Genomic DNA, 23253 nt, shown 5'->3' on the forward strand with positions numbered 1-23253 from the left:
TTTTATGGGTTTTAATGAAAAGCTGAAGAGTGCTGTTAGAACTTTTCCCAATGAATAGGGTAATTTTAGTTCCTTTCAAATTTTATTGTTTAATTTTTTTTAAAAGCTTTATTGCTTGCAGGTCGTGAGGGCCTGTACTTGTTTTCTCAAACACTTCAACATCTTAAAAAAAGCTTTGTATTGCTATAACAACCTCCTGTGAAAGTTCATAAAAGTACAAAAAATCATAAACTGCGCAGATGGTTGGAGGTACTTATCTGCGAAAAATAAAAGACTGTTTCGAATAAATATTACAGATTTGAGACGCTATAAAAGAACATGGCTTGAGCGATTTTGTAACGGAATAAGTTATTCCAAATTATTAATTGGCATAATTTAATATAAATGCAAAATTAAAATAGGGAGAGATCATTCTTCCGAATATTATTTTAAACGAGGAGGTTAAAATGAAAGTAGAATCAAATAGTAAAGTGGTAATAGGAACGAAGATCAAGTCTTATTCTTCTACATCTTCTAAAGTAAAATCTTTGATTTGCGATTCTGCATTATCATAATTGAAAATATTGGAAGGGGTTGTATGACCCCTTCCATTTACGGTTGGGGGTGATATGTATTTACAAAATGAAGAGGCGCTATTATTGGCTCGCGATATGAGAGAAAGTAGAGTCAATTTGAATGTCCTTGGTTTAGGAAAGAGATCTCCGTACATTGGTCGCGAAGAAATGATAAGAACAGCGATGGTTTCTTTGTTTTGCGCTTATAAGAAAAGTATTGTTATTTCTGGTCCTGCTGGATGTGGAAAGACTTCTTTTGTGCGTGAGTTAGCTTTTAGGCTTAATCAGTTTAAGCCTATGTTGAATGGATATGTCATACTAGAGGTTAATTTAGGAAGTGTGATATCTGATACGGGATTACGAGGGGAGTTTGAACGAAAAATCGGAACTTTAATAGAAACTGTGTCTCCATATGAGAATGTCGCCCTTTTTATTGATGAAGGGCATTCAATCGCTAATACCAGAAGTGATGGAGGTATCGGTGCCATGGATTTGTTCAAACCTTTTATGCTAGAATAGAATTTAAAGTTAATTATAGCGACAACTTCTGCAGAATTAGCACATATTCAAGGGGATGCAGCATTTTTTCGCAGGTTTAGGTGAGCTCTCAATAGATGAAAAAATGAATGCTATAAGGCTACATATAAAATATCTTGAAGAGTATCATGGGCGTAAATTTTGTTTCGATAATTTTAATTTTGATAACACAAGTGATTTGCATGATTTGTTAAGTCATGTAGATTTCCAGCTTGCTAGGGGGAGATTTGAAAATGAATTTGCTATATAAAAACAAGTATGTTTATTCGTATACCATATCAGCGAGGCAAGAAGGTGATGAGGTTTTGATAGGGGCGGATCTGCAAAATGTTATAGCTCTTGATATGAGTGGTACGTCACCGAATGTTATAAAGGCTTTGGCGTGTTTTGATGCAGAGAATACCATAGGTGATATAATATTGAAATGTAACCTAGATACTGCAGAAAGCGAAGATTTTTTGTATTTAGCAAAATATATGCTTGATAATAGAATAATAGAACCCCCTTTTTCAAAGGAGGATTCTATTAGAAAAGCTGGGCTTAGTGAGAGCGAGTATAATAGATTTGATAGGCAAATTAACTTATTCAAGCATGTATCAGGTAGTTTTGACAATGCCCTTTTAGCTAACTCCAAATTGAAAGATGCTAAGATAACTATAGTTGGTTTGGGTGGATGTGGAAGCTATGTTTTTTATACATTATCTGCTATGGGGGCAGGACATATTAAAAGCTATGATTTTGATATTGTCGAAGAATCAAATTTATCTAGACAGATACTCTATAATTATAGTGACTTAGGTAAAAAAAAGGTTGATGTTGCTAGAGATAAAGCTCCGTATATTAGTCCTTCGACGCAATATGAATTCTATGATGAAAAAATAGATAATATAGAAAAGGCATGCCGTCTATTCGAAAGAGCTAATCTTGTTATATGCGCAGCAGATAATCCAAGGCCAGCTTTTTTCCATTTAATGAACGAAGCTGCTTTTAATATGGGTGGCGCGCTGTTATATGCTGCTTCGGCTACGGTAAATGCTATTGTTGGCCCGTTGATTATTCCAGGTAAAACAAGATGTTATGCATGTGTAAATCAGAATCATATGAAGGATGTTAATGAGTTTGAGTTTGTTAAGACTATTAAGCAAAACTATATGAATACTTTGATAGATCCGTATAATGCGGTTGCTGGTTCTTTGGCTGCTCTTGAGGCAGTAAAATATTTAACGGATTTTGACAAATGTCAAATTATAGAAAAAACATTATTTATTAATTTTTCCAGCTATAAAATTGATAGGACTGAAGATCCTTATAGCGGTTATTGCCCTATTTGTCGTAAAACGTAAGTTTTTATCTTTATATAAATGATGTATATGGTGCCCTTTTTTGGCGTTATTGGGGGGATGGATGACAAGTATATTAGCCTTTGGATTTTTATTTAACGGTATAAGAATTTTAACAGGCGCTTTTATTGTCTTTTATATGCTGGAGAAAGGCTTAACGCTTATTGATATCGGGATCATTAAGTCATTTCAGGCTTTTATTATGATGGTTACCGATATTCCTCTGGGATATTTTGCTGATCGAAAAAGTTATAAAATATCGATCGTCTTGGCGGCGGCTTTTGCTGCTATATGGCTCTTTCTCATGGGTATTTCTACAAGCTTTTACGGTTTTCTTTTGGCTGAATCTTTTAATGCAGTGTCGTTGACATTGATTGCAGGGGCTTATAACGCTTTACTTGTGCAATATGCAAAAGCAAAATTGACATCGACTAAAAAGGTGCTGGGATCGAGTTCTCAATATAATTACATTGGTATGTTTATCTTTAGTTTGATCGGTGCCTATTTTGCTGATTATTCAAACCAATATTATGGTATATCGCGGCATTTTTAATGTTGATGACAACACTCTTTGGTTTGTTTTTTCTCGATGACCTTAAAGGACAGAGAAAACCAAGTCATGGCAATTCTCTTCAGAAAAATTCTCTCATTTGTGAAGCTAAAGAGATGGCATCTATTTTTGTTAAAGTTCCTTATATCTCTTTATGCTTTTATTTTTCATTGATTTTTTTCAATATATTTTCGCAATATTGGCAGTGGATCTTTAAAGATCATAATATTCATGTCACTTATTTTGATCTTGGGGTGACATTTTCACTGATATTGCTCTCTCAGCTTCTGGCTAGTTTTCTCTTTACCAAACTAAGCGAGACGATAAATTTTATTTTATTGTTGTTTCTTTCAGTTTCTATGATTTTTACAGTCGCTTTTTTTGAACCAAGAAAAGAAATTGCTGTCATTTTAGTCTGTATGATTTTTTATCTCATTAAGTACACCTATCTTCGTGTGGAAGTTATCCTCCATGATTGTATTAGCGATCATTTTAGGGCTACATACGAGTCTTTCTTGTCAACCGTTGGAAGATTGAGCTTATTGGTATTTTTTTACATGAGTGCGTCTATGGTTAATGTGTTTGGCTTTTTCTCACTCGTTTATATTTTTGCCGTTTATTTATTGATTTATTTGTTAGCAGTATTTTTCTTAGAAGGAACACGCAAAAAAGTTCAGTGAGCATCGTAACTCATTATGATACGTGTATTTTATGGCGTGTTATAGCGCGCCAAGTTTTTAATCAAGGACCATTATTGTTTTGCATGTTGAATGAGAAAGTCGAATATTGTTCGTTCTTCTTAGTACAAATTTGTGTCTGTTCAATCAATCGAAATCATGCCTTTTGCATGTTACAAGCAGGTGTGGCGTAAAATTATTAAAGAAACAAGTTGCTTCTGATAAACACCGCACCAGGAGTTTTTGACAAGATTGGAAAGAAGCGAAGAAAATGATTGTTCCGGATTATGCGTTGATGATCGATTTTATTGTTTGTATCGTTAGCGAATACTCTTTTCTTTAAAATATGAATCATCTTGTTGAGATTACGACATCTTTCATTCTCATTTTTTATCTTTGGTGGTGGTGATAATTTTGTATTGTTTGATGTCATAAAATATTCTTAATCCAGATAATAAACCTATTTATGGCGATTTTGAATGATATCTCTTCTTTGAGAAGCAATAAAATCAAGTGCGGCAATATTGTTGTGTAAAATTTTCTTCACATAAACCACAAGAAAACAAGACAGATTAATATATTTGATAGGAAACAGTGAAGCCTAAAAAAATTATGGTTATTAAAAGGTTAGAGCAATGAAATTATTGTTCATAACACCTCTTGTAACATTTATAATCCTTTTTTCTGTATCCATATTATTGGGATGTATGCGCATCGATAGTCTAAAGCAGTACAATAAACAACGAATATAATAAGTAAAATTACGGCGCTTTTGAACATTTTCAAAGGCAAAAACAAGAGAAAAATTTGTATATAGCCATGGCTATCAAAATATAGCACCCAAATTTGATGTTATACAGCATCGTCACATACTGATTGTTTTATGTCGGCGCTTTGTTAATTTCTTGCGCGGTGATTATAATGAAGGGATATCAGCAGACATGTTACTTAATGTCATAAGCAGTTTACCGAATAACTATAATTAGAGAGAAAGCGATTTTATCTGGGCGTATAATATATCTCATGAATTTTAAGGATCCCATGATTGATTACGCGAAAAAATTTATTAATTCTTCAAGCGGAAATGGCATGAGTCCCAAAGTAAAAATGATTGATCTCGTGTCGAGTATGAAAACCGGTAATAATGAAAACACGAAACAAATAGCGCGTTTTTTCATAGATCTCCACACGATATATGACATGATGCACCCAAGAGGAATTTCTAAATGACAATGAGTAAGCCAATGAAGGATATTCAATGATTATGGTATGATTAGGGTTATAGTATGATTGGTTGTTACAATATTTTCTTAGTTTTGTTTCATATTTTTACATTATGGCCATATTTTCCAGCTTTGGAAATGGGCATAAGTTCGGTTATCATAATACTCTTCATCTTTATGAAAAAATTTTACTTAAAGAAAGAAATTGATTCTTGGCTTGAAAAAAGTCCTTATAATCATTCTATTATGCCGTAAAATACTGCCGTTTGAGGCGTGGTGATGTGAAGAGATCTAAATTTTACATTCGGTATTATGGTGAATATTCTTCAGTCTTGTTTGTTGAGCCTTATATCAGTAAACCATACAACAATCGTAAGCACCTACTTTAAGAATCTATACTGTTTACAAATTGGCACTGGTGGGAATCATTGCTCTTTTAAATGTGGAGAGAAGAGTAAATCACGTTATTATATAGAATAATAATGATTTATTTTTTTTTGTCGCAAGCATCATGTTCTGTTTAATTTTTTTATGCAATACATTGAATACATGTGATCAAGAGCGTGACAAATTGAAGGATTACAGTGATGATTATTAAACTGTAGTGATTATATATTTTTGTAAAAGGGGTCCTTTTTTTCAAAAGAGCAAATTGGCACCATTCCTCACTTCCCAATGGTTTTGCAACAGCCCTTGGTACTTAAGAAGGTTTATAAGAGGTATTTTACTCCTTTCTTGTACAGCTTTTCTTTTATCCAAAGGCAGCTCTCGTTTGTGTTGACAGACAAGAATTGTATGGCCTCAATATGAGGGGGGAGGGGGTGCGTGATGAGAAAATCTTACAATATTCAGTGTTGTTATGATTCAAATTAATATTATAAATCAATATGTTGAATGAATTTTTATGTTTTTTCTTTTATTCTTTAAGTATTATGCAAAGTAGGAGGCGCAGAATGCATTTGTTTTAATGAAGTCTTTCTTAAGGTTTGTCATATCGATTTGTAATGACGGGCGTTTAATGATGAGACCAATAGAGAAGCATGGGCAGTAATGATCTACGGTTTATGGAAAGAGAAAAAACAGAAACTTATGGAATAATTTATGGAGAATAAATTATGAAAGCTTATACTTTAGATGATGTTGTTATACTAGTTGATAAATATAGCGATAGAGTTGATTTTGGCTCTACAGATGAAGCAGTTGATGGTGTCCTGATTGAAAAAGCAGAAAAAACTCTCGGTTTGCAGTTTACGTCTTCCTACAAAAGTTTTTAAAAAACTATGGTAGAGGGGAAATTTGTGGTGAGGAAATATATAGCGTTTATGGGGATTGTGTGGGCACACCTGCTGGTGATATTGTTTTCTAAAACTTAAATGATAGAAAACGTGGTTTTACGACACCAGAACAGCTTATCGTTTGTGATGCTGATTTTGGTGAAACGTTTTATTTTGATTATACGCAGTTTTAGGATGGCGAGTGTCCACTTTATGTCAGGCTTCCATCTGAAGACTGCGAATATTACGCCAGTAATTTTTATGAATTCCTTTGCAAAAGAATTATAGTACATGTGGGAGAAGAGATACTTGATGGTGAACAACCGATTGAAAAGGCTGAGAACACTCCTAGTCCGCAACCTATCCCTTTTTACAAGCGTTTTTGGAAAAAACTATGGGGGAGATGATATTGGGGGTGAGGAAATATTATAATTTTTCTAGAGAGACTCAGTATGACACAAGTAATTTTTATGCGTTTTTATGCAAAAGAATTATAATATGGATTAATGGTAAGGTTAGAAAAACGCTTGGATACAAAGAGAATGATGTGCGATATGTACAAGAGGGCGGAATGTAATCGAGCAGATGAAATTAATTTTTGCGTGTTGCACTAAAGCGGGCGGCTTGTTGAAGGGGAAGTGCTTTGGCATCATCAAAAGGGTGTAAGAGGGTTTCTGCTTTTTGGATGAGCGCATCTCGCTTTTTTTGGGTTTCTTCAATGCCATAAATACGAACAAAAGTTGCCTTTTGTGCGGTTTCATCTTTTCCTGCGGTTTTGCCTAGGGTTTGCGTGTTTGCGGTGACATCAAGAAGATCATCGGTTAATTGAAAGGCTAAACCAAGATAGGTCCCAAAAGCTGTCAATTTTGTCGATAATTCTTTGGAGGCATTGCCAATGATGGCACCTGCTTGGCAAGCAAAGCTTATTAAGGCTGCTGTTTTCATGCGCTGTAGTGTGATGATGTCAGTACTCTCTTGTGGTCTTTTTTCAGCTTCAAGATCCAACATTTGTCCCCCTAGCATACCACCAAGCCCAGCGGATTGTGCAAGAGCTGTGATCAATTTTATTCTCATATCTGTAGACAGTGCATGAGCTTTATGGGCAATAATTTCAAAAGCAAATGTCAAGAGGGCATTGCCTGCTAGAATTGCTGTGGCTTCATCAAATTCTATGTGGACAGTGGGTTTTCCGCGTCGAAGTGTATCGTTATCCATGGACGGAAGATCATCGTGAATGAGTGAATAACAGTGAACACATTCTAGGGCACATGCGACATCAAGGGAGTGCTCTACAGGGATATCAAAAAGTGCAGCACTTTGAATCACAAGAAAAGGACGCAGGCGTTTTCCACCATTCAGCACCCCATAGCGCATGGCTTTGATTAAGTTTGCAGGGCGTGCAATTTCACCATTTTGGATTTGATCACTTAACAGGGTGTTAAGCCGACTTTCAACGGTGTGGCCATGTTTTGCAAGAAGGGTGGTAAATTCGTGCATTCTTGCTTCCTTTGTTTTTATAAAAATAAAATGATGAAGTGCAAAGAGAAAGGCTATTGCTTTTTCTTATTTTCGTCAATTGACATAGACTTTTATTAAAAATCAACGGCTCTTTATTATGCGTTCCTCTACTGTATGTGTAAATCCCTTGTAAAGCCAAATAAAATTACATATTCGTTTTATGAAAATGTTTTCATGACTGTATAAAATTTACAAACTTTGCGGTGCTTTTGATATTCACTTAGGTATTGTGGTACCATTTTTGATAAAGAGAAGATCATTTTTGGGAAGAGGATGATCATTTTGACATTGCCTCTTCTCTTTTATCAGTGTATAGTACCCTCAAATTTTATGGTGTTTTTTAAAATAAAGCATTGTCATTTTTGGCATTGCTTTTTCTGTTTTAGTGGATTTGGAGTGTCTTTTTATGGCTGTACCTAAACGAAAAACCTCTCCAGCGAAGAGGGGCATGCGCCGTTCGGCTGATGCTCTGAAGGCGCCGACTTATATCGAGGATAAAAATTCTGGTGAATTGCGTCGCCCTCATCATATTGATTTGAAAACCGGCATGTATCGTGGTCGGTCCGTTCTCGTGGTTAAGGACTGAGTGTTTTATCTCTCTCCATATGGTAGTTTATTTTGATTCATTGCTGAATGCACGTTTTCAAGCCGTGCATTTTCGCTTTGAGGTGGGACGGTTGAGGTGTTCTTGCATCGCCCTCATCACATTGATTTGAAAACCGGCATGTATCGTGGTCGGTCCGTTCTCGTGTTTGGGACTTTAGTGTTTTATCTCTCTCCTTGAGGTAGTTTCTTTGATTCATCGCTGAATACACGTTTCAAGCTGTGCATTTTCGCTTTGAGGTGGCGGTTGAGGTGTCCTTGCGTCACCCTTATGCCGTTGATCTGAAAGCGGGAATGTAGTGTGGACGTTTGCGTTCTCGTGTTTGGAACTTTAGCGTTTTATCTCTCTTTTGCGAGAGAAAGTTTCCTTTGGTTCATCGATGTATGCATGGTGTATGTGTTCTGCTTTTCCTTGAATAGAGGATAAAACTTTGCTGTAGAACAATGATTCTATTGTGGAAGATAATTTTCTTGTTTTTTTTAAGAGGCAATCGAATTGCTTGTGTGTAGTGTCTTTTATGATGGTTTCACCAAAAGCTTGGATATCGATATAATTTCGTTCAGTCATAGGCTATTTTTCTTAAAAATATTCTTAAAGAGCTGTTTTCTAGGGAAGGTAAAAACAAGAATAAAAATAATCAATGCTGTCATAAGATGTAAAACTGTATATCCTATCTGTATTGCACTTCATTCGATACTTTAAAGGGGGGTGTATATTTCTTGCTCTATTAGACCGTAAAATATCGTCATTGAGGGTTGTTGACTCAAGACTTTAAGCATGAGGTGTTTTTGTTGACAATTTGTGATGAATAGCCAATGGTTTGCCCATAGAGTTTATCGTGTAAAGTGCCTTTCTCAGTAAAAGTATTGTGATTTATATCTACACAGCATTGATTTATAAAGATCATTTATTGTCTTGCATCTTAAATGAAAGGCTGTGATTTTTTTCATTTGAAGTCTGTTCTACGCTGAATCAATGACACTTATTTTCTTCTTATAAGCGGTGATGGCTTATGGGTAAAAATTGTATAAGAAAAATACCTATAATAGAGACTCTTCAATGGAATGGGTGTTGAAATATTCAGAGCTCAATGGTTGCGGATGCCTTATAAGCAGAAAAAAATGATTGCAAGGACAGAAGGGAACTTATTCAATCATCTTTTGTGCTTTTTATGATAAAGGTGCATAAAATTTTTTATGGGTATAGTATCACGTTTTCTTTTCATATTTTTGAGATAAGAACCGTTTAAATATCACGATCAATTTGATTTTATGCATACGATACAAAGGATGTGGACGAATGCTTGTCTCGAGAAGTAAACACAAAGCCAATTGTGTCATTGTTTTTTTAACAGAGTGCTTGATTAAAAGATGAAATATCTGTTCTTATTCATTGCTGGTATGGTTGTAACCTTATGACGTTTTTTTGCTTAGAGGGCGTGTGCTTTTTCTGTTGTTTGTCAATCAGTCTCCAACCCTAATACCGTAGCATGTGTGAGATAAAGGTGGCATATGTGATAAAAAGAGTGAAACGAATAAATGCTGTTATATTAGCTTTTGTATGCTAACTCGGGGTGGGGTCCTTTGTGTATTTTTGTTTGTGTTTTAAAGAGATATCTCTCAAAGAGCACCCAATCCTATTTCACAGTGGCACTCGTGAATGGTATAAACGATAAAGCCCCCATGAAATAATATAGCACCATCATCTTTACGCTTAAGAAGTAACAAGGCCGGCACCTTCACATACTTTGCCAGTTCGTGGGTGTTGTGCGGGCCAACCCTTGGCACTTGAGAGCGTTCATGAGAGCTATTTTTAGTCTTTTATTATACAAATTTTACTCACATGGCCCACCTGCTTATGACGTGCAAGAAAGTAATTTGATTCAATATAAATAGGTTTAAAGTGAGTGAATCTTACGTTATTCGGGGGTCTAATTTAATACAGCGCTAAATTATCATTATAAATCAAAGAGTTGAATTTCTAAAATAGGAGGACAGTCTAATTTGGCAAAAATATAAAGCCGTAAAGGGGCAAACCAACTTTTATTTTTAATTTAGCTTTACAGCTTTCAAAAGTATTGACGGCAATGTTTTTGAAAGAATGGAGATGACGGTTTGTTTCATGCTTTTTTATTGTTCTTTTATGGAATCATAACCATCATGTAAAATAACACGTCTCAAACGGAATATAGGAATATAAATATGTTTATGTTGTACATCTACGCGTTTTTTAAAAGTTCTTCTTTTAATGTGCTTTTTAGCCCATTTCGTAATGGGGCTTCGTGAAGAGTATAATGGCCTCATGAAATAATATAAAATTTATTGATCCTCTCTTTAGGATTTATAAAAGTGCAAGCTATTACCGTCATATATTTTGCTCGTTCTCTCAATGTTTTAACGGCTTTTTTCTCTTAAAACGGTTCATAAAAGGCATATCTTTTTTATAAAGTTTTACTCACATGAGCGCTATTTGTAACAGGTCAGTGAGCGTTTGTAATTGATGCAACATGGAATAGGCTTGGAGAAGAAGAATCTTACAATATTCGGCGTTTTAATTGAATATAAAAAAACGATAGACTATCTTTATCAATCAATATCTTCAATTACATGAGACGTGTAAAAAGTTATTTTAATGGTTTAATGTGAGAGAAGCTTCCTGCATTCACACTTATGTTTGAATATAAAATGATGTATTAGGGTTGTTCATCAATGAGCTTTCTATGGCATGAAGTGCGTGAGGAGAAAGCCGGTGGAATTTGTCGAAAAGTTAGATTGTTTACTGGTGCTTTAAGAAATTTTCTCCTTGAGAGTGCAGAGGTTGATCAAAAAATAAAACCAGCTTTTTGCTGGTTTTATAAAAATATCCTGCTGTTATGAAAGTGCGTATTATGCGGCGTAGACAGCTTTGCTGTTTTCAATTGTTTCTTCTCTTTCAGTTTTAAATTCACGTTTCGGCTTATTGGAGAGATGCATCTCTATGAGATTGATCGCTTCTGTTTCAGAAAGGCTATTAATAACTGCAAGTTCACGCGCCATTCTTTCAAGAGCAGCGGTATAGAGTTGACGTTCAGAGTAGGATTGTTCAGGCTGTAGGTTAGAGCGAAAAAGATCACGGACCACTTCAGCGATACAAATAAGATCTCCTGAGTTGATCTTAGCATCATATTCTTGGGCACGGCGTGACCACATGGTTCGTTTAACGCGTGCTTTTCCGTGTAATACTTTTAAAGCGCGTTCGACGGAATCACCAGCAGATAATTTACGCATTCCAACGGAAAGGGCTTTTGCAATGGGGACTTTGACATCCATTTTATCTTTCGCAAAATGAATGACAAAAAGTTTTAATTTATGTCCTGCAACTTCTTGATCTTCAATCGCTATAATTTGTCCTACTCCGTGCGTGGGGTAGACGATATATTCAGAGGTTGCAAATTCTTTAGTCTTTGAGGGTGCTCCATGTTGGGATGCCATATCTTAGTTTACTCCCTTATGATCAACAAATGCATCGGAAAACAGGTTATAAGCCTGAGGGTTAAGTTTTCTTTCACTCAGTATATTCTATCAATTAAGTGAGCATAAAAGCTGAATACTTTTAAACCAAAAAAAATACATTGCTTTACTAAAAAAGCAAAGAAAAATACTTAGAAAGATGATCATGTTAGAACAACACTAACATCAAACTTCAAAAGAATCAATCAGTTCGCATGAGGATTTTTTTATTTTTACAAGAGAAGTCTTTCCATTGTTGAAAGAAGGGGCTGTAAACTGTACTATTACTCTTCTCTACTTCCTGGATTTTCTGAAAAATACTTTTCTAGTTTGTTTGGAATGCCATCCATTTCTTTTGCTTGAGGAAGAGGATCTTTTCGGGTTGTAAGATTAGGCCATTTGTTTGCATAATGAAGATTAAGTTCTAACCACTTTTCTAGGCCTGGTTCTATGTCAGGTATAATAGCTTCTGCTGGGCATTCTGGTACACAAACACCGCAATCAATGCATTCATCAGGATGAATGACCAACATATTTTCGCCTTCATAAAAACAATCAACAGGACAAACTTCAACGCAATCCGTATATTTGCAATGAATGCAGTTGTCGGTTACTACGTGAGTCAAGATCAAACTCCATTCGTTATTTTAATGCTTTTTAGAGGAAAGTGTGTGCGTGTTTTTATGATTGGTGAGTTGATCGCGTAGCGCAGCTAATTTTGCAAAAGGTGAATCAGGGTTAAAACGCTTTTCTTTTTGAAAAGGTTTATAATTTGCACGCTTGTCTTGGGATTTATGGAACTCTTGGGACTTATGGAGTTCTTGGGATTTATTGAATTTATGAGAATGTTTTGTTTGTGATGCTGCTTCTTGAGGGGCGTTTCTATTCACATTGCCTCCTTTTTTTACAGCACTCTTCGATTTGTTTTTCCACTTATGTTCAGATTTATCACGTTTTTTTTGTGTGTGCTGGTGAAGTTGAGGCCTATAATGCCATAATAAAATAACCTTATCTTCTGCTGTAGGGGAAGTGGCTTTGGCAAAATTTCCAACAGGTTCAGCTGCTGGTAAACGATTGGTGTTATGGGCGTGTTTTTCAATACAAGAAGAGAAAGTATTCAAGGATGAGGTATTTTTTTCTTCTTGTGTTATTTCTGATGTAGCGATTGTTTGCCATAGGCTGCCAACGCATTCTGCTGCATGAGCCCCTTGTGTTGTCGCTGTGACAGAAGAAGAGCCTTGATGTGCAAGAAGATTTTGTTCAAAAATAGTATTGCTTATGCTGTATGATTGGTAGCCAAGCCCTTTGAGGATTTCTTCCATATCGTTTCCATTGGCCCCAAGAATGGACATCATGGTGGTGGTTACAAAAAAACTTTTTCCATCATAGGCACCATCGGGTTTGGGATTACTTCCTTGTTTCCAATGAAGGGCGGGGCGAATGAGATTGGCAAGACGTTCTAAAATGTCAATTCGTACGGCACGTTGTCCTAAGATTTTGTAACCTGCTAATTGATAAAATTGGCGGTTATAGGTAGGGTTAACACTCAAAGAGGTTCGACCAGCAGATAATGCTGTAAAAATTTCACCCAAACCCGTTTGATCTTGTCCCATATTTTGGAGATTCCACAAAAGAGTAATGGCTTGAACCGGAGCGGGTTTAAGCATGCCTGCAACATAGATATGAAAAGCGCCAAAACGCACATCTAGACGCCGAAGCACAGCACGTGATTCTTGCGCAAGATTTTTGACAAGGTCTAAAACTTTGCGGCGGGGTATGACCCCTAAGGAGTTAACCAGTTGTAAGGCAAGGCTGTTGGTTGAATCTGTTAAATTATTAGCATTGCGTAAATCAAATAGAGGTTTTAAAGCTGTTTCAAAATGAAAGGTTACAAAGCGCTCTAATCGTTTTACAACATTGTCGCGGGATTCTCCCGAAAGTTGTGTGTCTGCTAAAACAATCAATTTGGGTTTGAAAAAATCTTCCGTGGCAACAAGTTGCCCCACAGGTTGACCAATCCAGCGCACAATGCCATCAGAACTAAGGGTAAAATCGCTATTTGCGCAAGCACAAAAACGCGTTGCGCGTTTGGAAAACGCAAGAATCAAATTTTCATTTTCTGTTGAACATTGCTGCTCAGCTGTTTGATCAGTCTTGTTTTTGTTGGCATAAAAACGAAAACCTTCAAATTTACCCCCTCCGTGTTTTTCAATGAGAATATCATCCTGAAGAATCTCATTCTGTTGAACAATCTTGCTATCCATGATTATTTTCTTTCTCAGTGCGATATTGGTAAAAAGCCTTTTGCGACAACTCCATAATGCTGCTCTTTCTTTAACACGTTTGTTATGCTTGCTTCAATCATTCTTGTCGTTTTCTGATGTTTCTTTTTGCGGCTTTAAAACTTAGAGGCTTATTTTTTATTCAGTTGGGATATTTTATATTTGTAAATTACACTTATTAGTTGTAATGTAAGGCTTATTAGTTGTAATGTAAAGCTGAAGGCATAAATAGATTCTCTAATTTAAAAGGAAACGGAATCGCTCATCAAAAAAGCAGCATGTATTTTATTTGATCATTTTATTTTTTTTGCTGTTTGGTCATAAAAAGTAAAGAGGAAGTTTTTTCAAACATTTCATAGGTTAAAAGCCGTATTGTAGAGGTGTTTTACAGGTGAAATGATGTCTTATGATAAGAAGTTTTATCACGATCATGAAAAAAACAATTGCGATTATAAAATTACACGCTAAAGTAGCAGGCACAAATTTAACAACTTTTGAGTTCTTTTTGAGAGAGAACAATAATGTCGTTGCCAAATCAAATTTGATAATTTTAATCGCAAGGGGTTATTATGGGTAATCTTTCAAATGCTGTTTATAAAAGCAGCAAAAATTATAGCGATGCAGACAAAAGCTTAGGACGTAATATGATGCGTTCTGCTATGAAAGCACCTTATCTTGAACGACAAAAAGAGCATGATTTGGCTCTGCGGTGGAAAGATAAACGCGATGATGATGCCATGCATCAAATTGCAGCGGCTCATATGCGTTTGGTGATTGCTATTGCGAACCGCTTTAAACGTTTCAAAATGCCCTTGGGGGATTTGGTACAAGAAGGGTATGTGGGACTGTTGGAAGCCGCTGCACGTTTTGAACCTGATCGGGAAGTGCGTTTTTCGACCTATGCAACATGGTGGATCCGCGCTTCTATTCAAGACTATATTTTGCGAAACTGGTCAATCGTTCGAGGAGGAACCAGTTCTTCGCAAAAAGCACTTTTCTTTAATCTGCGGCGTTTGCGTGCAAAACTAGTGCAAGATGATAGCGCTTTGTCAAAACAGGATATTTTTCGCACAATCGCTGAAAAACTCGGTGTTTCCGTTCGAGATGTTGAAACAATGGATTTTCGTTTTTCCAGCTCTGACAATTCCTTGAGCGTTTCTGTTTCTGAAAACAGTGATAATCCCATTGCGAAGATGGATGTTTTGGTCGATGAAAGTCCTCTTCCTGATGTTTTAATTGAGCAAGTGATTGATGGGCAACGGCGTACACAATGGCTTTACGATGCGTTGCAAATTCTCAATGAACGGGAGTTGGAGATTATTCGTTTTCGTCGCCTCAATGAAGAGGGCGCTACGCTAGAAGTTTTGGGTGAAAAGTTAGGAATTTCAAAAGAGCGCGTGCGCCAAATTGAAGCACGGGCTTTGCAGAAATTGCGTTCTGCTCTCCTTACGGTTCATTCAGAAGATGCGTACGACATATAAGCCGTGAAAAGCTTTTTAGGGGATATAGGTACGGGGGTGTGGTAGAGCATGATGAGGCTGGTTTGAGGGTTTTCCAGCTTTATCATGCGATACGCTTCCTTAGGGGTGGTTTGAGTCGTATTCTATGAGTAGAAGAAGATTGGAGGGCGAGGTTTATTTGAGGAAGGTTTGTGCAGAAATTGCGTTCTCTTCTCCTTACGGTTCATTTTAGAAGATCTTCTCGACATATAAGCCGTGAAAAGCTTTTTAGGGGATATAGGTACGGGGGTGTGGTAGAGCATGATGAAGCTGGTTTGAGGGTTTTCCAGCTTTATCATGCTAATATGCCAATATGCTTGGGGGAGCGTGATTAAAGACAGAAAAGAATCAAGACTATCGCAGAGGAAAAAGGGGATTTATTCAGTGATAATTTTTACTTTTGTACCGGCGCGTAAAGTTTGAGTTGGTGAGAGGGCATTAAGAATACGAAAGAGTTTTTCTTTGTCTGGTGTATGTTGCATTTTATTAGCAAGATTTGCAACAGTTTCTCCTTGTTTAACGCGGATAACACTGATTTTTAAGGGTTTCAATTTTTTTAATTGTGAAGCTGAAAGAGGATGAAAGCTTTGTACCGTTTTTTGGGCAATCTCTGCAAAATTTTGAGAATTATGCGGGGCAGCTGTTAGAAAACGAAAAATATGATTATTGTACAGAATAACAACCACATCAAATTGCCATTGTTCATGGGTCGCACGGGCTTGTGCTCCAAGTAAATTTTGACCGAGATTTTCTTGATTGGGAAGACCTTGATTTGGAAGTTGAATGGTGAGGGGGCGGATAGATGATGGGTCTAGCCCAATAATCCACCCACTTTTTAAATAATCGCTTGCAGACATTCCAGTAGGATGGGGAATAGCATCAACACGAATTGCAATTTTATTGGGGCCGCTAGCCCAAACCGTGTGGGCTGAATGTTCTATTGAAAAACCGTTGGGAACAGAAAAAGCAATGCGCCATTGGGGGTGAATAAATTGGTTATCTCGTACAAACCCTGTGTAAAAGTTTCCTCCAAAAATCATGCCATCAATGCTTTTGAGAAAAGAATTACGATCGATGGTTTTATGATTCTCTTTACTGATTTTATGTGCTTTTTCTATTGCAAGCTGAATGCGTTTTGGGGTGGTTGGGTGAGAGGCTAGAAAGTCTAAGGAAGCATTTTGGGTGCCAGAGATATTCTGAAAATTACTATAGGCTTCCATTGTTTGAAGAAAGCGCGGGGAAGCAAAGGGATCATAGCCTGCTTGTTGGAGCATGTCGAGGGCAATGGAATCAGCTTCTAGCTCTTGATTGCGGGAAAATTGCGCCAGTTGTTGCTTGTTTTGTAGGGGAGGGTGTTTTTTTTTGTCTATAGAAGAAAGAAGACGTGGAGACATATGATTTGTCATCTTCAGTTGGGCTTCTTTTTGTAGGCGTAAAATGCCATGATGGGCTCTGATATGTGCTATTTCATGGGCTAAAATTGCGGAAACTTCTGAAGAATCATTGGCGAGTGCTACCATTCCACGCGTGATGTAGATCGAACCATTGGGGAGCGCAAATGCATTGATACTTTCTGAGTTTAAAATTGTTATAGAATAAGTTTGATGAGAATGGGGGGATGCAATTATTAGTTTACGGATAATTTTTGCTAAAAAGCGTTCAAGTTTTGCATCATGATAGGCGCCACCATACATTTGCAAAATACGGGGGTGTTGCAGAGCGCTTAATGTGACATAGATATTGTTATTGTTGGTACGTTTAATTGCTTTAGAAGTACTGGAAGAAAACCTATCATTTTGAGAAAGGGGTGTATGACAAGCTGAAAGAAGAAGCATCAAACTGATGAAAGTTGCTTTATAAGGGAGAGAGCGAAAAAGAAAATTTCGTTGAAAAATGGTGTGTGACGAATCACGATGCAGGTCATTTTTCCGGTGTAATTTGGCAAATTTCATGGGTATCTTTAGTGTCGTGTGTTTTTTTAGAAAAGCTTTAGGGATAAGGATTCGTTTGGCTCTATCGCGGTTATTAAAAAATAACTCTCATCGATAAAGGGATGCGAGAGAAGAGAACTTTGTGAAAGGCAAAATATGGCATGACAACATTTACGATATTGTTAAATGGAGATCTTTTTATCACTGATCGTTTGCTTAATCAAATTCAAAATAGTCGGGTGATTGCTGCGGATGGTGGTATGCGCCATGCAGCTGCGCTTAATGTGGAGCCTGAGTTGTGGTTAGGGGATTTTGATTCGTCTGATCAGACTTTGATAGACAAATATAACCATGTTCCGCGTGAGGTGTTTCCCTCTGATAAAGATATGACAGATAGTGCTTTGGCTTGTGAGCGAGCCTTACAAAATGGTGCTAAAAAGCTTATTTTGTGCGGTGCTTTGGGAGGGGAGCGAAGTGACCATAGCCTTTCTCATATGACACAAGCGTTGATGATGGTTGAAAGGGGAATTTCAGTGTTGTTGACAAGTGGTTTAGAAGAGGGTTGGCCGGTGTTGCCTGAGCTTACATCGTATGATTTGCCGAAAGGGTGTTTGTTTAGTCTTATCGGTTTTTCTGATTTAAAAGACTTAACGCTTAAAGGAGTAAAATGGCCTCTTTGTGGTAAAAATGTGTCATTTGGCTCTTCTTTAACACTTTCTAACCGTATTTGTGGAACCTTTTCTTGCCATTTAGGTTCTGGAAAAGCTATATTGTTAGCGTCTGTGCCTATTTCATAAAGCTCTTCCGATATATTTGAATAAGGCAGGGGGGGGCCTAGTGATTAAGTACCGACATAAACGATATATTGTGTATTGATCTTTACAAGGAAAGGTTTTGATATGTTAAAATCAATTTTTAAAGTGGCCGTCGTTTCTGCTATTGGTTTTAGTTCGGTAGCTTGTACAACAAATGATGAACGCGTTGCACGTTACGGTGTGGGGGGAGCTGCAATCGGTGCATTGGCTGGAACTGCAATTGCGGGAAGTACGCCTGGAGCAGCGCTTACCGGTGCAGCATTTGGTGCTTTGGCTGGAACAGTAACCGGTGCTGCTGCAAATCAAAGAAGACAGCAAAAACAAGCATCACAATTATGCACGTATCGTGGTCGTAGAGGACATGTTTACCAAGCACCTTGTGCGCAAAGAGTTCCAGTACAACAATTGTGTACTTACCGTGATGCAAGAGGGGTGATGTATCAAGCACCTTGTCCGCGCCGCGTTCGTTAATGGCGGTGCCATTGCTGCGGCTTGACCGCATTTTCCTAACTTTTGGGACAAAGCCTTTGCTCAACCAAGCATGTTTATCGGTTGAGCAGGGGGCGCGTATTGCGTTGGTTGGTCGTAATGGTTGTGGAAAATCGACTCTGTTAAAGATTGCCGCAGGAATATTAGAGCCTCATGGTGGTGAAATTTTTCGCCACCCTCGGGTGACACTCCGTTATGTTTCCCAAAATCCGGATTGTTCAGGTTTTGAAGATATTAACGCTTATATGGAAGCGGGGCTGGATGAAACATCTGATGTCCAGTGGATCAATACTCTTCGTACAAATTTAGGGTTTTCAGGGGCGGAAAAATTAGAAACGCTTTCAGGGGGTGAAAAGAGGCGTGTTTCATTGTTACGCGCCATTGCAGCAAAGCCCGATATTTTGTTCTTAGATGAACCAACCAATCATCTTGATTTGCTAACCATTGAATGGTTGGAAGGGGTTTTGTCTTCTTTGCGTTCAGCGATTGTGGTGATTTCCCATGATCGGCGATTTTTAGAAAATGTCACGCGTTCAACGGTATGGCTTGATCGGGGCACAACCAAAAGGCTGGAAAAGCGTTTTTCGGAGTTTGAAAATTGGCGTGATAAAGCACTGGAAGAAGAAGCGATTGAGCAGCATAAATTGGGGCGTCAAATTGCTCGTGAAGAGCAATGGTTGCGTTATGGCGTGAGCGCACGGCGTAAGCGTAATGTACGGCGCTTGGGCGAATTAAAAGAATTACGACAGCGTCATCAAACCTATAAGGGACAGCCGGGAAGTGCACTTTTGAGCGCAGCTAAAAGTCATGACTCTGGTCAACAGGTGCTTGAAGCAAAGAAAATTTCAAAATCCTATGGGGAGCGCTTTATTGTTAAAGATTTCTCTTTACGCATTCAACGGGGTGATCGGATTGGATTGGTCGGCCCTAATGGTATTGGAAAGACAACGCTCCTTTCCGTATTGATTGGGAAAAAAGCCGTGGATAGTGGAACGGTGAGGCATGGGTATAACCTTTCCATGGCATTGCTTGATCAGCAACGTATTGTCAATGAAGAAGAAACTTTGGCACATTATTTAACGGGGGGAAGGGGTGATACTCTTGTGATCAATGGGCAGGAGCGGCATGTGGTTTCTTATATGAAAGACTTTTTATTTTTGCCTGAACAAGCACGCACCCCTCTTAAAGAATTTTCGGGGGGAGAAAGAGCGCGTCTTATGCTTGCACGCCTTCTTTCGCGTCCTGCAAACTTTTTGATTCTTGATGAACCAACCAATGATTTGGATATGGAAACTTTGGATTTGTTACAAGAATTTATTGCTGATTTTTCAGGAACAGTGTTGTTGGTTAGCCATGACAGAGACTTTTTAGATCGTACTGTAACCCATATGTTGGCACCTCAGGGTGATGGTCATTGGGTTTTATATGCGGGCGGCTATAGTGATATGATGGCGCAAAATAAGCAGGCTCTTCGCTTACAAGGCAAAGAAATAGAATTATCGCGTCGTAAAGCATCTTCAACATCTCATGCGGGAGCGTTTTCAAAACAGGCCTCATCAGAAAATCCTAGCTTGGATAGCGTGGGAGAGAAAAACACACGGAGAAAATTGTCTTATAAGCAGGTTTATGCATTGGAAAAATTGCCTGAAGAAATCGCTGCTTTACAAGATGAAATAACAAAAATTGAACAAGAGCTTTCTGATCCAGCTCTTTATCGCCGTGATAAAGAACGCTTTGAACGCTTATCAACGGCATTGGAAAAAAAGAAAAATACTTGCACACAAAAGCAAGAAGAATGGCTAGAACTTGAAATTTTACGTGAAGAAATAGAAGCATGTTCACGTTAATATCTCAGATATAATACCTAAGCATTTTAAGAGATTCATATTATGTCATCGCTTTATGGAGAGCACTTGAGTGTTTTGAAGAATGACGACAGAGCTATGAAGTTTATACTATTCAATTGATAAAAGAGCAGATTTGGACACCACATTTTTGATGGTAGCTAAAAATTATGGCGCTGGTGAACAAATGCTTGAAGCGGGCTTTAACTGTTTTTATATTTGGCTTTTTTGCACCAATTCTTGATAAAGAAAAAACGATTGGTGCGGGGCGTTTTGTCGCAATTTCATCTATGGAAGCATGCTCGTCTCCTCGCAGATTTTCCCAGACTCCAATGTTTCTATAGCTTTTAGCACTTGAGCGCATTTATTAAGAAGTCTTTCCTTGTCTTTATACCTTGTGAACTAGGCAATATATTGATTTATAAAGATAATTTAGCGTTATTTATATTGAATTAGAACCCCGAATAACGTAGGATTCTCTCATTTCAAATCTGTTCCATGTTGAATCAATTAAAATCACTTGCTTGCACACCACAAACGGGTGGTCCATGTGGGTAAAAACTGTATAGATAAGGACTAAAATACCTCTTATGAATGCTCTCAAGTGCCAACAGCTGTTGCGACACCCACTACCTGGCAAAGTGTGTGATGGTGCCAGCTTGCTTTTCTATAAGCGTAAAGATGGTGATGCTATATTATTTTATGGGGGCTTTATCTTTATACCGTTCATGGTCGGCGTCGTGAAATGGGCTTGGGTGCTTTTTGAGAGATGTCTCTTTAAAACAAGCCCGTGAATTGGCAAACCAATGACACTCTGTTTTACGTGAAGGTCGTGACCCTATTAGAATACATCAATTTTGCTTATGACGGAAAAGAAAATGATCTTTATTAATTCTAACGTGATTAAGCATTGTGGTGAGAAAAGCTTCCTGTATTTACCGTTATGATTTAAGTTTAACCTAATGATTTGTCAGGATAAATTAACGCGTTATTGGAGTATTTCTTGGAGGGGAAAATGGTGATAATTAAAACAAAGCGAACAATTTCCACATTGATCGGTTTAGAAGATGCCGTTGAACTGCATTCTTATTTCTTGCGTAATGCGAATCATTTGCGTCGGTGGGAACCGTCAAGATCTGATGATTACCACAGCCTAACAGCTTGGGAAACACGAGCCAATACTTATTCTTGTGAAAGCGCACAAGGACAAGCCTACCGATATGCCGTACGATTAAAAAATGAAAACACAATCATTGGTGTTGTGAACTTTACAAACGTGGTTCGTGGTGTTTTTCAAGCCTGTCATCTTGGTTTTTCTCTTGATGAAAAACAACAAGGCAAAGGCCTCATGTTTGAGAGTTTATCGGCTTTGATACACCATATTTTTCATGTTTATCATCTGCATAGAGTGATGGCAAATTATATGCATGAGAACATAAAAAGCGGACTTTTATTAAAACGCCTTCATTTTGAAAAAGAAGGCTATGCTAAAGATTATTTGATGATTGCTGGAAAATGGAGAGATCACATTCTCACCTCTCGAAGGAATGATCGCTATGAGTCTGCCCATAGATTCGAATGAAGCTCTATTAAGGTCTTTTTACCAGATATATCAATAAGCTGAATTCTTCCCTATCCTAAAAGATTAAGATCAACCTCTTTTTCTGTAAAAAGCTCAGACTTTTATTTAGCGAATTTCAGTTGCTGATCCTTTTCAATGTTTTGCTTCTTATATTTCTTATATAATGAATTGATTTTATTTTTTCAATTTGAATGAGAGTTCTGAATACCGTAAGATTTTCTCATTTCACGCTTGTTTTTAGGGTGAAGCACTCTAAACGCTTTGCTGGCACGCACAAGTAGGGCTGGCTTACAAGGAGAGTTGGTTTACAAGGCGGGGTGTTTATAAGGGGGGGATAACTCCTTTATGGATAAAAATATTTGTATAGACAAAAATAATGAGAAAACAAGAAAAAATGCCTTTCGTGAATCTTTGCACCTTGCATGAAACCTTTTAGATGTGAGGGCTGTTGCAATCCCATGCATCTTGTGCCCAAGAGCTTCGTCACAAGTTACATGAAATTTTTTTTACACGAATTCTTCGTTATTCTGCACAGACTGCTCACGGTTGGCAGAATTTTTATCCATTCACTCGTTTTTGTCCATTTTTCACTTTCTTAAGAAAATTTCCAATAGAGTTAACTCATCCCAAGCGCATTTTTATAAAGCTCAATGATGGCTTCTTCTTCCATTCGTTCATGCTCTTCCTTTTTACGCAACCGTATAATGCTGCGAACCGCTTTACTATCAAAACCAGAGCCTTTAAGTTCCGTATACACGTCTTTAATATCGTCAGAAATCGTTTTTTTCTCTTCTTCTAGTCGTTCAATTCGTTCGATAAAAGAGCGTAATTGGTTGACGGATATCGCGTGTGTTTGGTCGGTTACTGTATCATTCATTGTATTTTTCTCCAATGTTATATGTGTTACGTTGTTTTTCGATGACGAATTTATGTTGAAAAAGCTTGAAAAACAAAAAAGAAATCAAGCTCCACAGTTTTTTTACAAATTGACTTTAAATATTTTGTAAAATTTTTAAGATAATGCATGGATAAAAAGGCTATAAAAA

Annotated in this window: 16 protein-coding genes and 2 pseudogenes; 12 read left to right on the top strand and 6 right to left on the bottom strand. The window is 37.4% G+C overall.

The window, feature by feature from the left end:
- Positions 1–608: 608 nt before the first annotated feature.
- The 5 genes and pseudogenes from CEV08_RS09920 (at position 609) to CEV08_RS04635 (ending at position 6562) form a co-directional block, all read left to right on the top strand.
- Positions 609–1073 (top strand): AAA family ATPase, encoded by a 465-nt coding sequence (locus CEV08_RS09920; RefSeq protein ID WP_245407038.1) that lies wholly within the window; start codon positions 609–611, stop codon positions 1071–1073.
- A 251-nt stretch (positions 1074–1324) separates the two neighbouring features.
- Positions 1325–2434 (top strand): HesA/MoeB/ThiF family protein, encoded by a 1110-nt coding sequence (locus tag CEV08_RS04615; RefSeq protein ID WP_100130567.1) that lies wholly within the window; start codon positions 1325–1327, stop codon positions 2432–2434.
- Positions 2435–2495: 61 nt separating this feature from the next.
- Positions 2496–2984: a hypothetical protein gene (locus CEV08_RS10270; protein ID WP_245407039.1), complete on the top strand. Its 489-nt coding sequence runs from the start codon at positions 2496–2498 to the stop codon at positions 2982–2984.
- Positions 2984–3661 carry a hypothetical protein gene (locus CEV08_RS10275; protein ID WP_245407040.1) on the top strand — a complete coding sequence of 226 codons (678 nt, stop codon included), beginning with the start codon at positions 2984–2986 and terminating at the stop codon, positions 3659–3661. The genes CEV08_RS10270 and CEV08_RS10275 overlap by 1 nt, the downstream gene beginning before the upstream one ends.
- Positions 3662–5996: 2335 nt before the next feature.
- A pseudogene (locus CEV08_RS04635) lies at positions 5997–6562 on the top strand (SMI1/KNR4 family protein).
- Between the two features lie 184 nt (positions 6563–6746).
- Here CEV08_RS04635 and CEV08_RS04640 read toward each other — a convergent pair.
- Positions 6747–7652 carry a polyprenyl synthetase family protein gene (locus CEV08_RS04640; protein ID WP_100130569.1) on the bottom strand — a complete coding sequence of 302 codons (906 nt, stop codon included), beginning with the start codon at positions 7650–7652 and terminating at the stop codon, positions 6747–6749.
- Between the two features lie 427 nt (positions 7653–8079).
- On the opposite strand from CEV08_RS04640, the gene rpmF reads away from it, so the two are divergent.
- Positions 8080–8259 carry a 50S ribosomal protein L32 gene (rpmF, locus tag CEV08_RS04645; protein WP_005774555.1) on the top strand — a complete coding sequence of 60 codons (180 nt, stop codon included), beginning with the start codon at positions 8080–8082 and terminating at the stop codon, positions 8257–8259.
- A 2903-nt stretch (positions 8260–11162) separates the two neighbouring features.
- On the opposite strand, the gene CEV08_RS04655 is transcribed toward rpmF, so the two are convergent.
- The 3 genes from CEV08_RS04655 to CEV08_RS04665 all read right to left on the bottom strand — a co-directional run bounded on the left by CEV08_RS04655 (position 11163) and on the right by CEV08_RS04665 (position 14029).
- Positions 11163–11747, bottom strand: a complete 585-nt coding sequence (locus CEV08_RS04655; protein WP_100130571.1) for a CarD family transcriptional regulator — start codon at positions 11745–11747, stop codon at positions 11163–11165.
- Between the two features lie 302 nt (positions 11748–12049).
- Positions 12050–12391 (bottom strand): ferredoxin FdxA, encoded by a 342-nt coding sequence (fdxA, locus tag CEV08_RS04660; RefSeq protein WP_100130572.1) that lies wholly within the window; start codon positions 12389–12391, stop codon positions 12050–12052.
- A 21-nt stretch (positions 12392–12412) separates the two neighbouring features.
- On the bottom strand, positions 12413–14029 hold the full coding sequence (locus CEV08_RS04665; protein ID WP_100130573.1) for a hypothetical protein: 1617 nt from the start codon (positions 14027–14029) through the stop codon (positions 12413–12415).
- Positions 14030–14616: 587 nt separating this feature from the next.
- On the opposite strand from CEV08_RS04665, the gene CEV08_RS04670 reads away from it, so the two are divergent.
- Positions 14617–15528 carry an RNA polymerase factor sigma-32 gene (locus tag CEV08_RS04670; protein ID WP_100130574.1) on the top strand — a complete coding sequence of 304 codons (912 nt, stop codon included), beginning with the start codon at positions 14617–14619 and terminating at the stop codon, positions 15526–15528.
- A 395-nt stretch (positions 15529–15923) separates the two neighbouring features.
- Here CEV08_RS04670 and CEV08_RS04675 read toward each other — a convergent pair whose 3' ends face one another.
- Positions 15924–17498, bottom strand: a complete 1575-nt coding sequence (locus CEV08_RS04675) for a M48 family metalloprotease (RefSeq protein WP_180753554.1) — start codon at positions 17496–17498, stop codon at positions 15924–15926.
- Between the two features lie 140 nt (positions 17499–17638).
- Here CEV08_RS04675 and CEV08_RS04680 point away from each other — a divergent pair, with 140 nt between their 5' ends.
- The 5 genes and pseudogenes from CEV08_RS04680 to rimJ all read left to right on the top strand — a co-directional run bounded on the left by CEV08_RS04680 (position 17639) and on the right by rimJ (position 22207).
- The gene (locus CEV08_RS04680) at positions 17639–18274 is read left to right on the top strand and encodes a thiamine diphosphokinase (RefSeq protein ID WP_100130576.1); all 636 of its coding nucleotides are present in this window, start codon (positions 17639–17641) and stop codon (positions 18272–18274) included.
- A 102-nt stretch (positions 18275–18376) separates the two neighbouring features.
- The gene (locus tag CEV08_RS04685) at positions 18377–18763 is read left to right on the top strand and encodes a hypothetical protein (RefSeq protein WP_100130577.1); all 387 of its coding nucleotides are present in this window, start codon (positions 18377–18379) and stop codon (positions 18761–18763) included.
- Positions 18763–20628 (top strand): ABC-F family ATP-binding cassette domain-containing protein, encoded by a 1866-nt coding sequence (locus tag CEV08_RS04690; RefSeq protein ID WP_100130578.1) that lies wholly within the window; start codon positions 18763–18765, stop codon positions 20626–20628. The genes CEV08_RS04685 and CEV08_RS04690 overlap by 1 nt, the downstream gene beginning before the upstream one ends.
- A 578-nt stretch (positions 20629–21206) precedes the next feature.
- Positions 21207–21432: pseudogene (locus CEV08_RS09935) on the top strand (Arm DNA-binding domain-containing protein); the annotation flags it as partial.
- Positions 21433–21640: 208 nt separating this feature from the next.
- A complete protein-coding gene (rimJ, locus tag CEV08_RS04705) occupies positions 21641–22207 on the top strand; it encodes a ribosomal protein S5-alanine N-acetyltransferase (RefSeq protein ID WP_100130580.1) in 567 nt (188 codons plus the stop codon).
- A 616-nt stretch (positions 22208–22823) separates the two neighbouring features.
- Here rimJ and CEV08_RS04710 read toward each other — a convergent pair.
- The gene (locus CEV08_RS04710; RefSeq protein ID WP_039760779.1) at positions 22824–23084 is read right to left on the bottom strand and encodes a DUF2312 domain-containing protein; all 261 of its coding nucleotides are present in this window, start codon (positions 23082–23084) and stop codon (positions 22824–22826) included.
- Between the last annotated feature and the right edge of the window lie 169 nt (positions 23085–23253).

It is taken from the genome of Bartonella tribocorum, from assembly GCF_002778015.1.
Lineage (GTDB): Bacteria > Pseudomonadota > Alphaproteobacteria > Rhizobiales > Rhizobiaceae > Bartonella > Bartonella tribocorum_B.

What these genes read in the sequence shown, in the direction of transcription:
- CEV08_RS04665 (WP_100130573.1), bottom strand. Translation starts at nt 14,029, where the DNA reads ATGGATAGCAAGATTGTTCAACAGAATGAGATTCTTCAGGATGATATT.
- rpmF (WP_005774555.1), top strand. Translation starts at nt 8,080, where the DNA reads ATGGCTGTACCTAAACGAAAAACCTCTCCAGCGAAGAGGGGCATGCGC.
- CEV08_RS04670 (WP_100130574.1), top strand. Translation starts at nt 14,617, where the DNA reads ATGGGTAATCTTTCAAATGCTGTTTATAAAAGCAGCAAAAATTATAGC.
- CEV08_RS04640 (WP_100130569.1), bottom strand. Translation starts at nt 7,652, where the DNA reads ATGCACGAATTTACCACCCTTCTTGCAAAACATGGCCACACCGTTGAA.
- CEV08_RS09920 (WP_245407038.1), top strand. Translation starts at nt 609, where the DNA reads ATGTATTTACAAAATGAAGAGGCGCTATTATTGGCTCGCGATATGAGA.
- CEV08_RS04615 (WP_100130567.1), top strand. Translation starts at nt 1,325, where the DNA reads ATGAATTTGCTATATAAAAACAAGTATGTTTATTCGTATACCATATCA.
- CEV08_RS10270 (WP_245407039.1), top strand. Translation starts at nt 2,496, where the DNA reads ATGACAAGTATATTAGCCTTTGGATTTTTATTTAACGGTATAAGAATT.
- CEV08_RS04655 (WP_100130571.1), bottom strand. Translation starts at nt 11,747, where the DNA reads ATGGCATCCCAACATGGAGCACCCTCAAAGACTAAAGAATTTGCAACC.
- rimJ (WP_100130580.1), top strand. Translation starts at nt 21,641, where the DNA reads ATGGTGATAATTAAAACAAAGCGAACAATTTCCACATTGATCGGTTTA.
- CEV08_RS04675 (WP_180753554.1), bottom strand. Translation starts at nt 17,498, where the DNA reads ATGAAATTTGCCAAATTACACCGGAAAAATGACCTGCATCGTGATTCG.
- CEV08_RS04680 (WP_100130576.1), top strand. Translation starts at nt 17,639, where the DNA reads ATGACAACATTTACGATATTGTTAAATGGAGATCTTTTTATCACTGAT.
- CEV08_RS04710 (WP_039760779.1), bottom strand. Translation starts at nt 23,084, where the DNA reads ATGAATGATACAGTAACCGACCAAACACACGCGATATCCGTCAACCAA.
- CEV08_RS04685 (WP_100130577.1), top strand. Translation starts at nt 18,377, where the DNA reads ATGTTAAAATCAATTTTTAAAGTGGCCGTCGTTTCTGCTATTGGTTTT.
- CEV08_RS04690 (WP_100130578.1), top strand. Translation starts at nt 18,763, where the DNA reads ATGGCGGTGCCATTGCTGCGGCTTGACCGCATTTTCCTAACTTTTGGG.
- CEV08_RS10275 (WP_245407040.1), top strand. Translation starts at nt 2,984, where the DNA reads ATGTTGATGACAACACTCTTTGGTTTGTTTTTTCTCGATGACCTTAAA.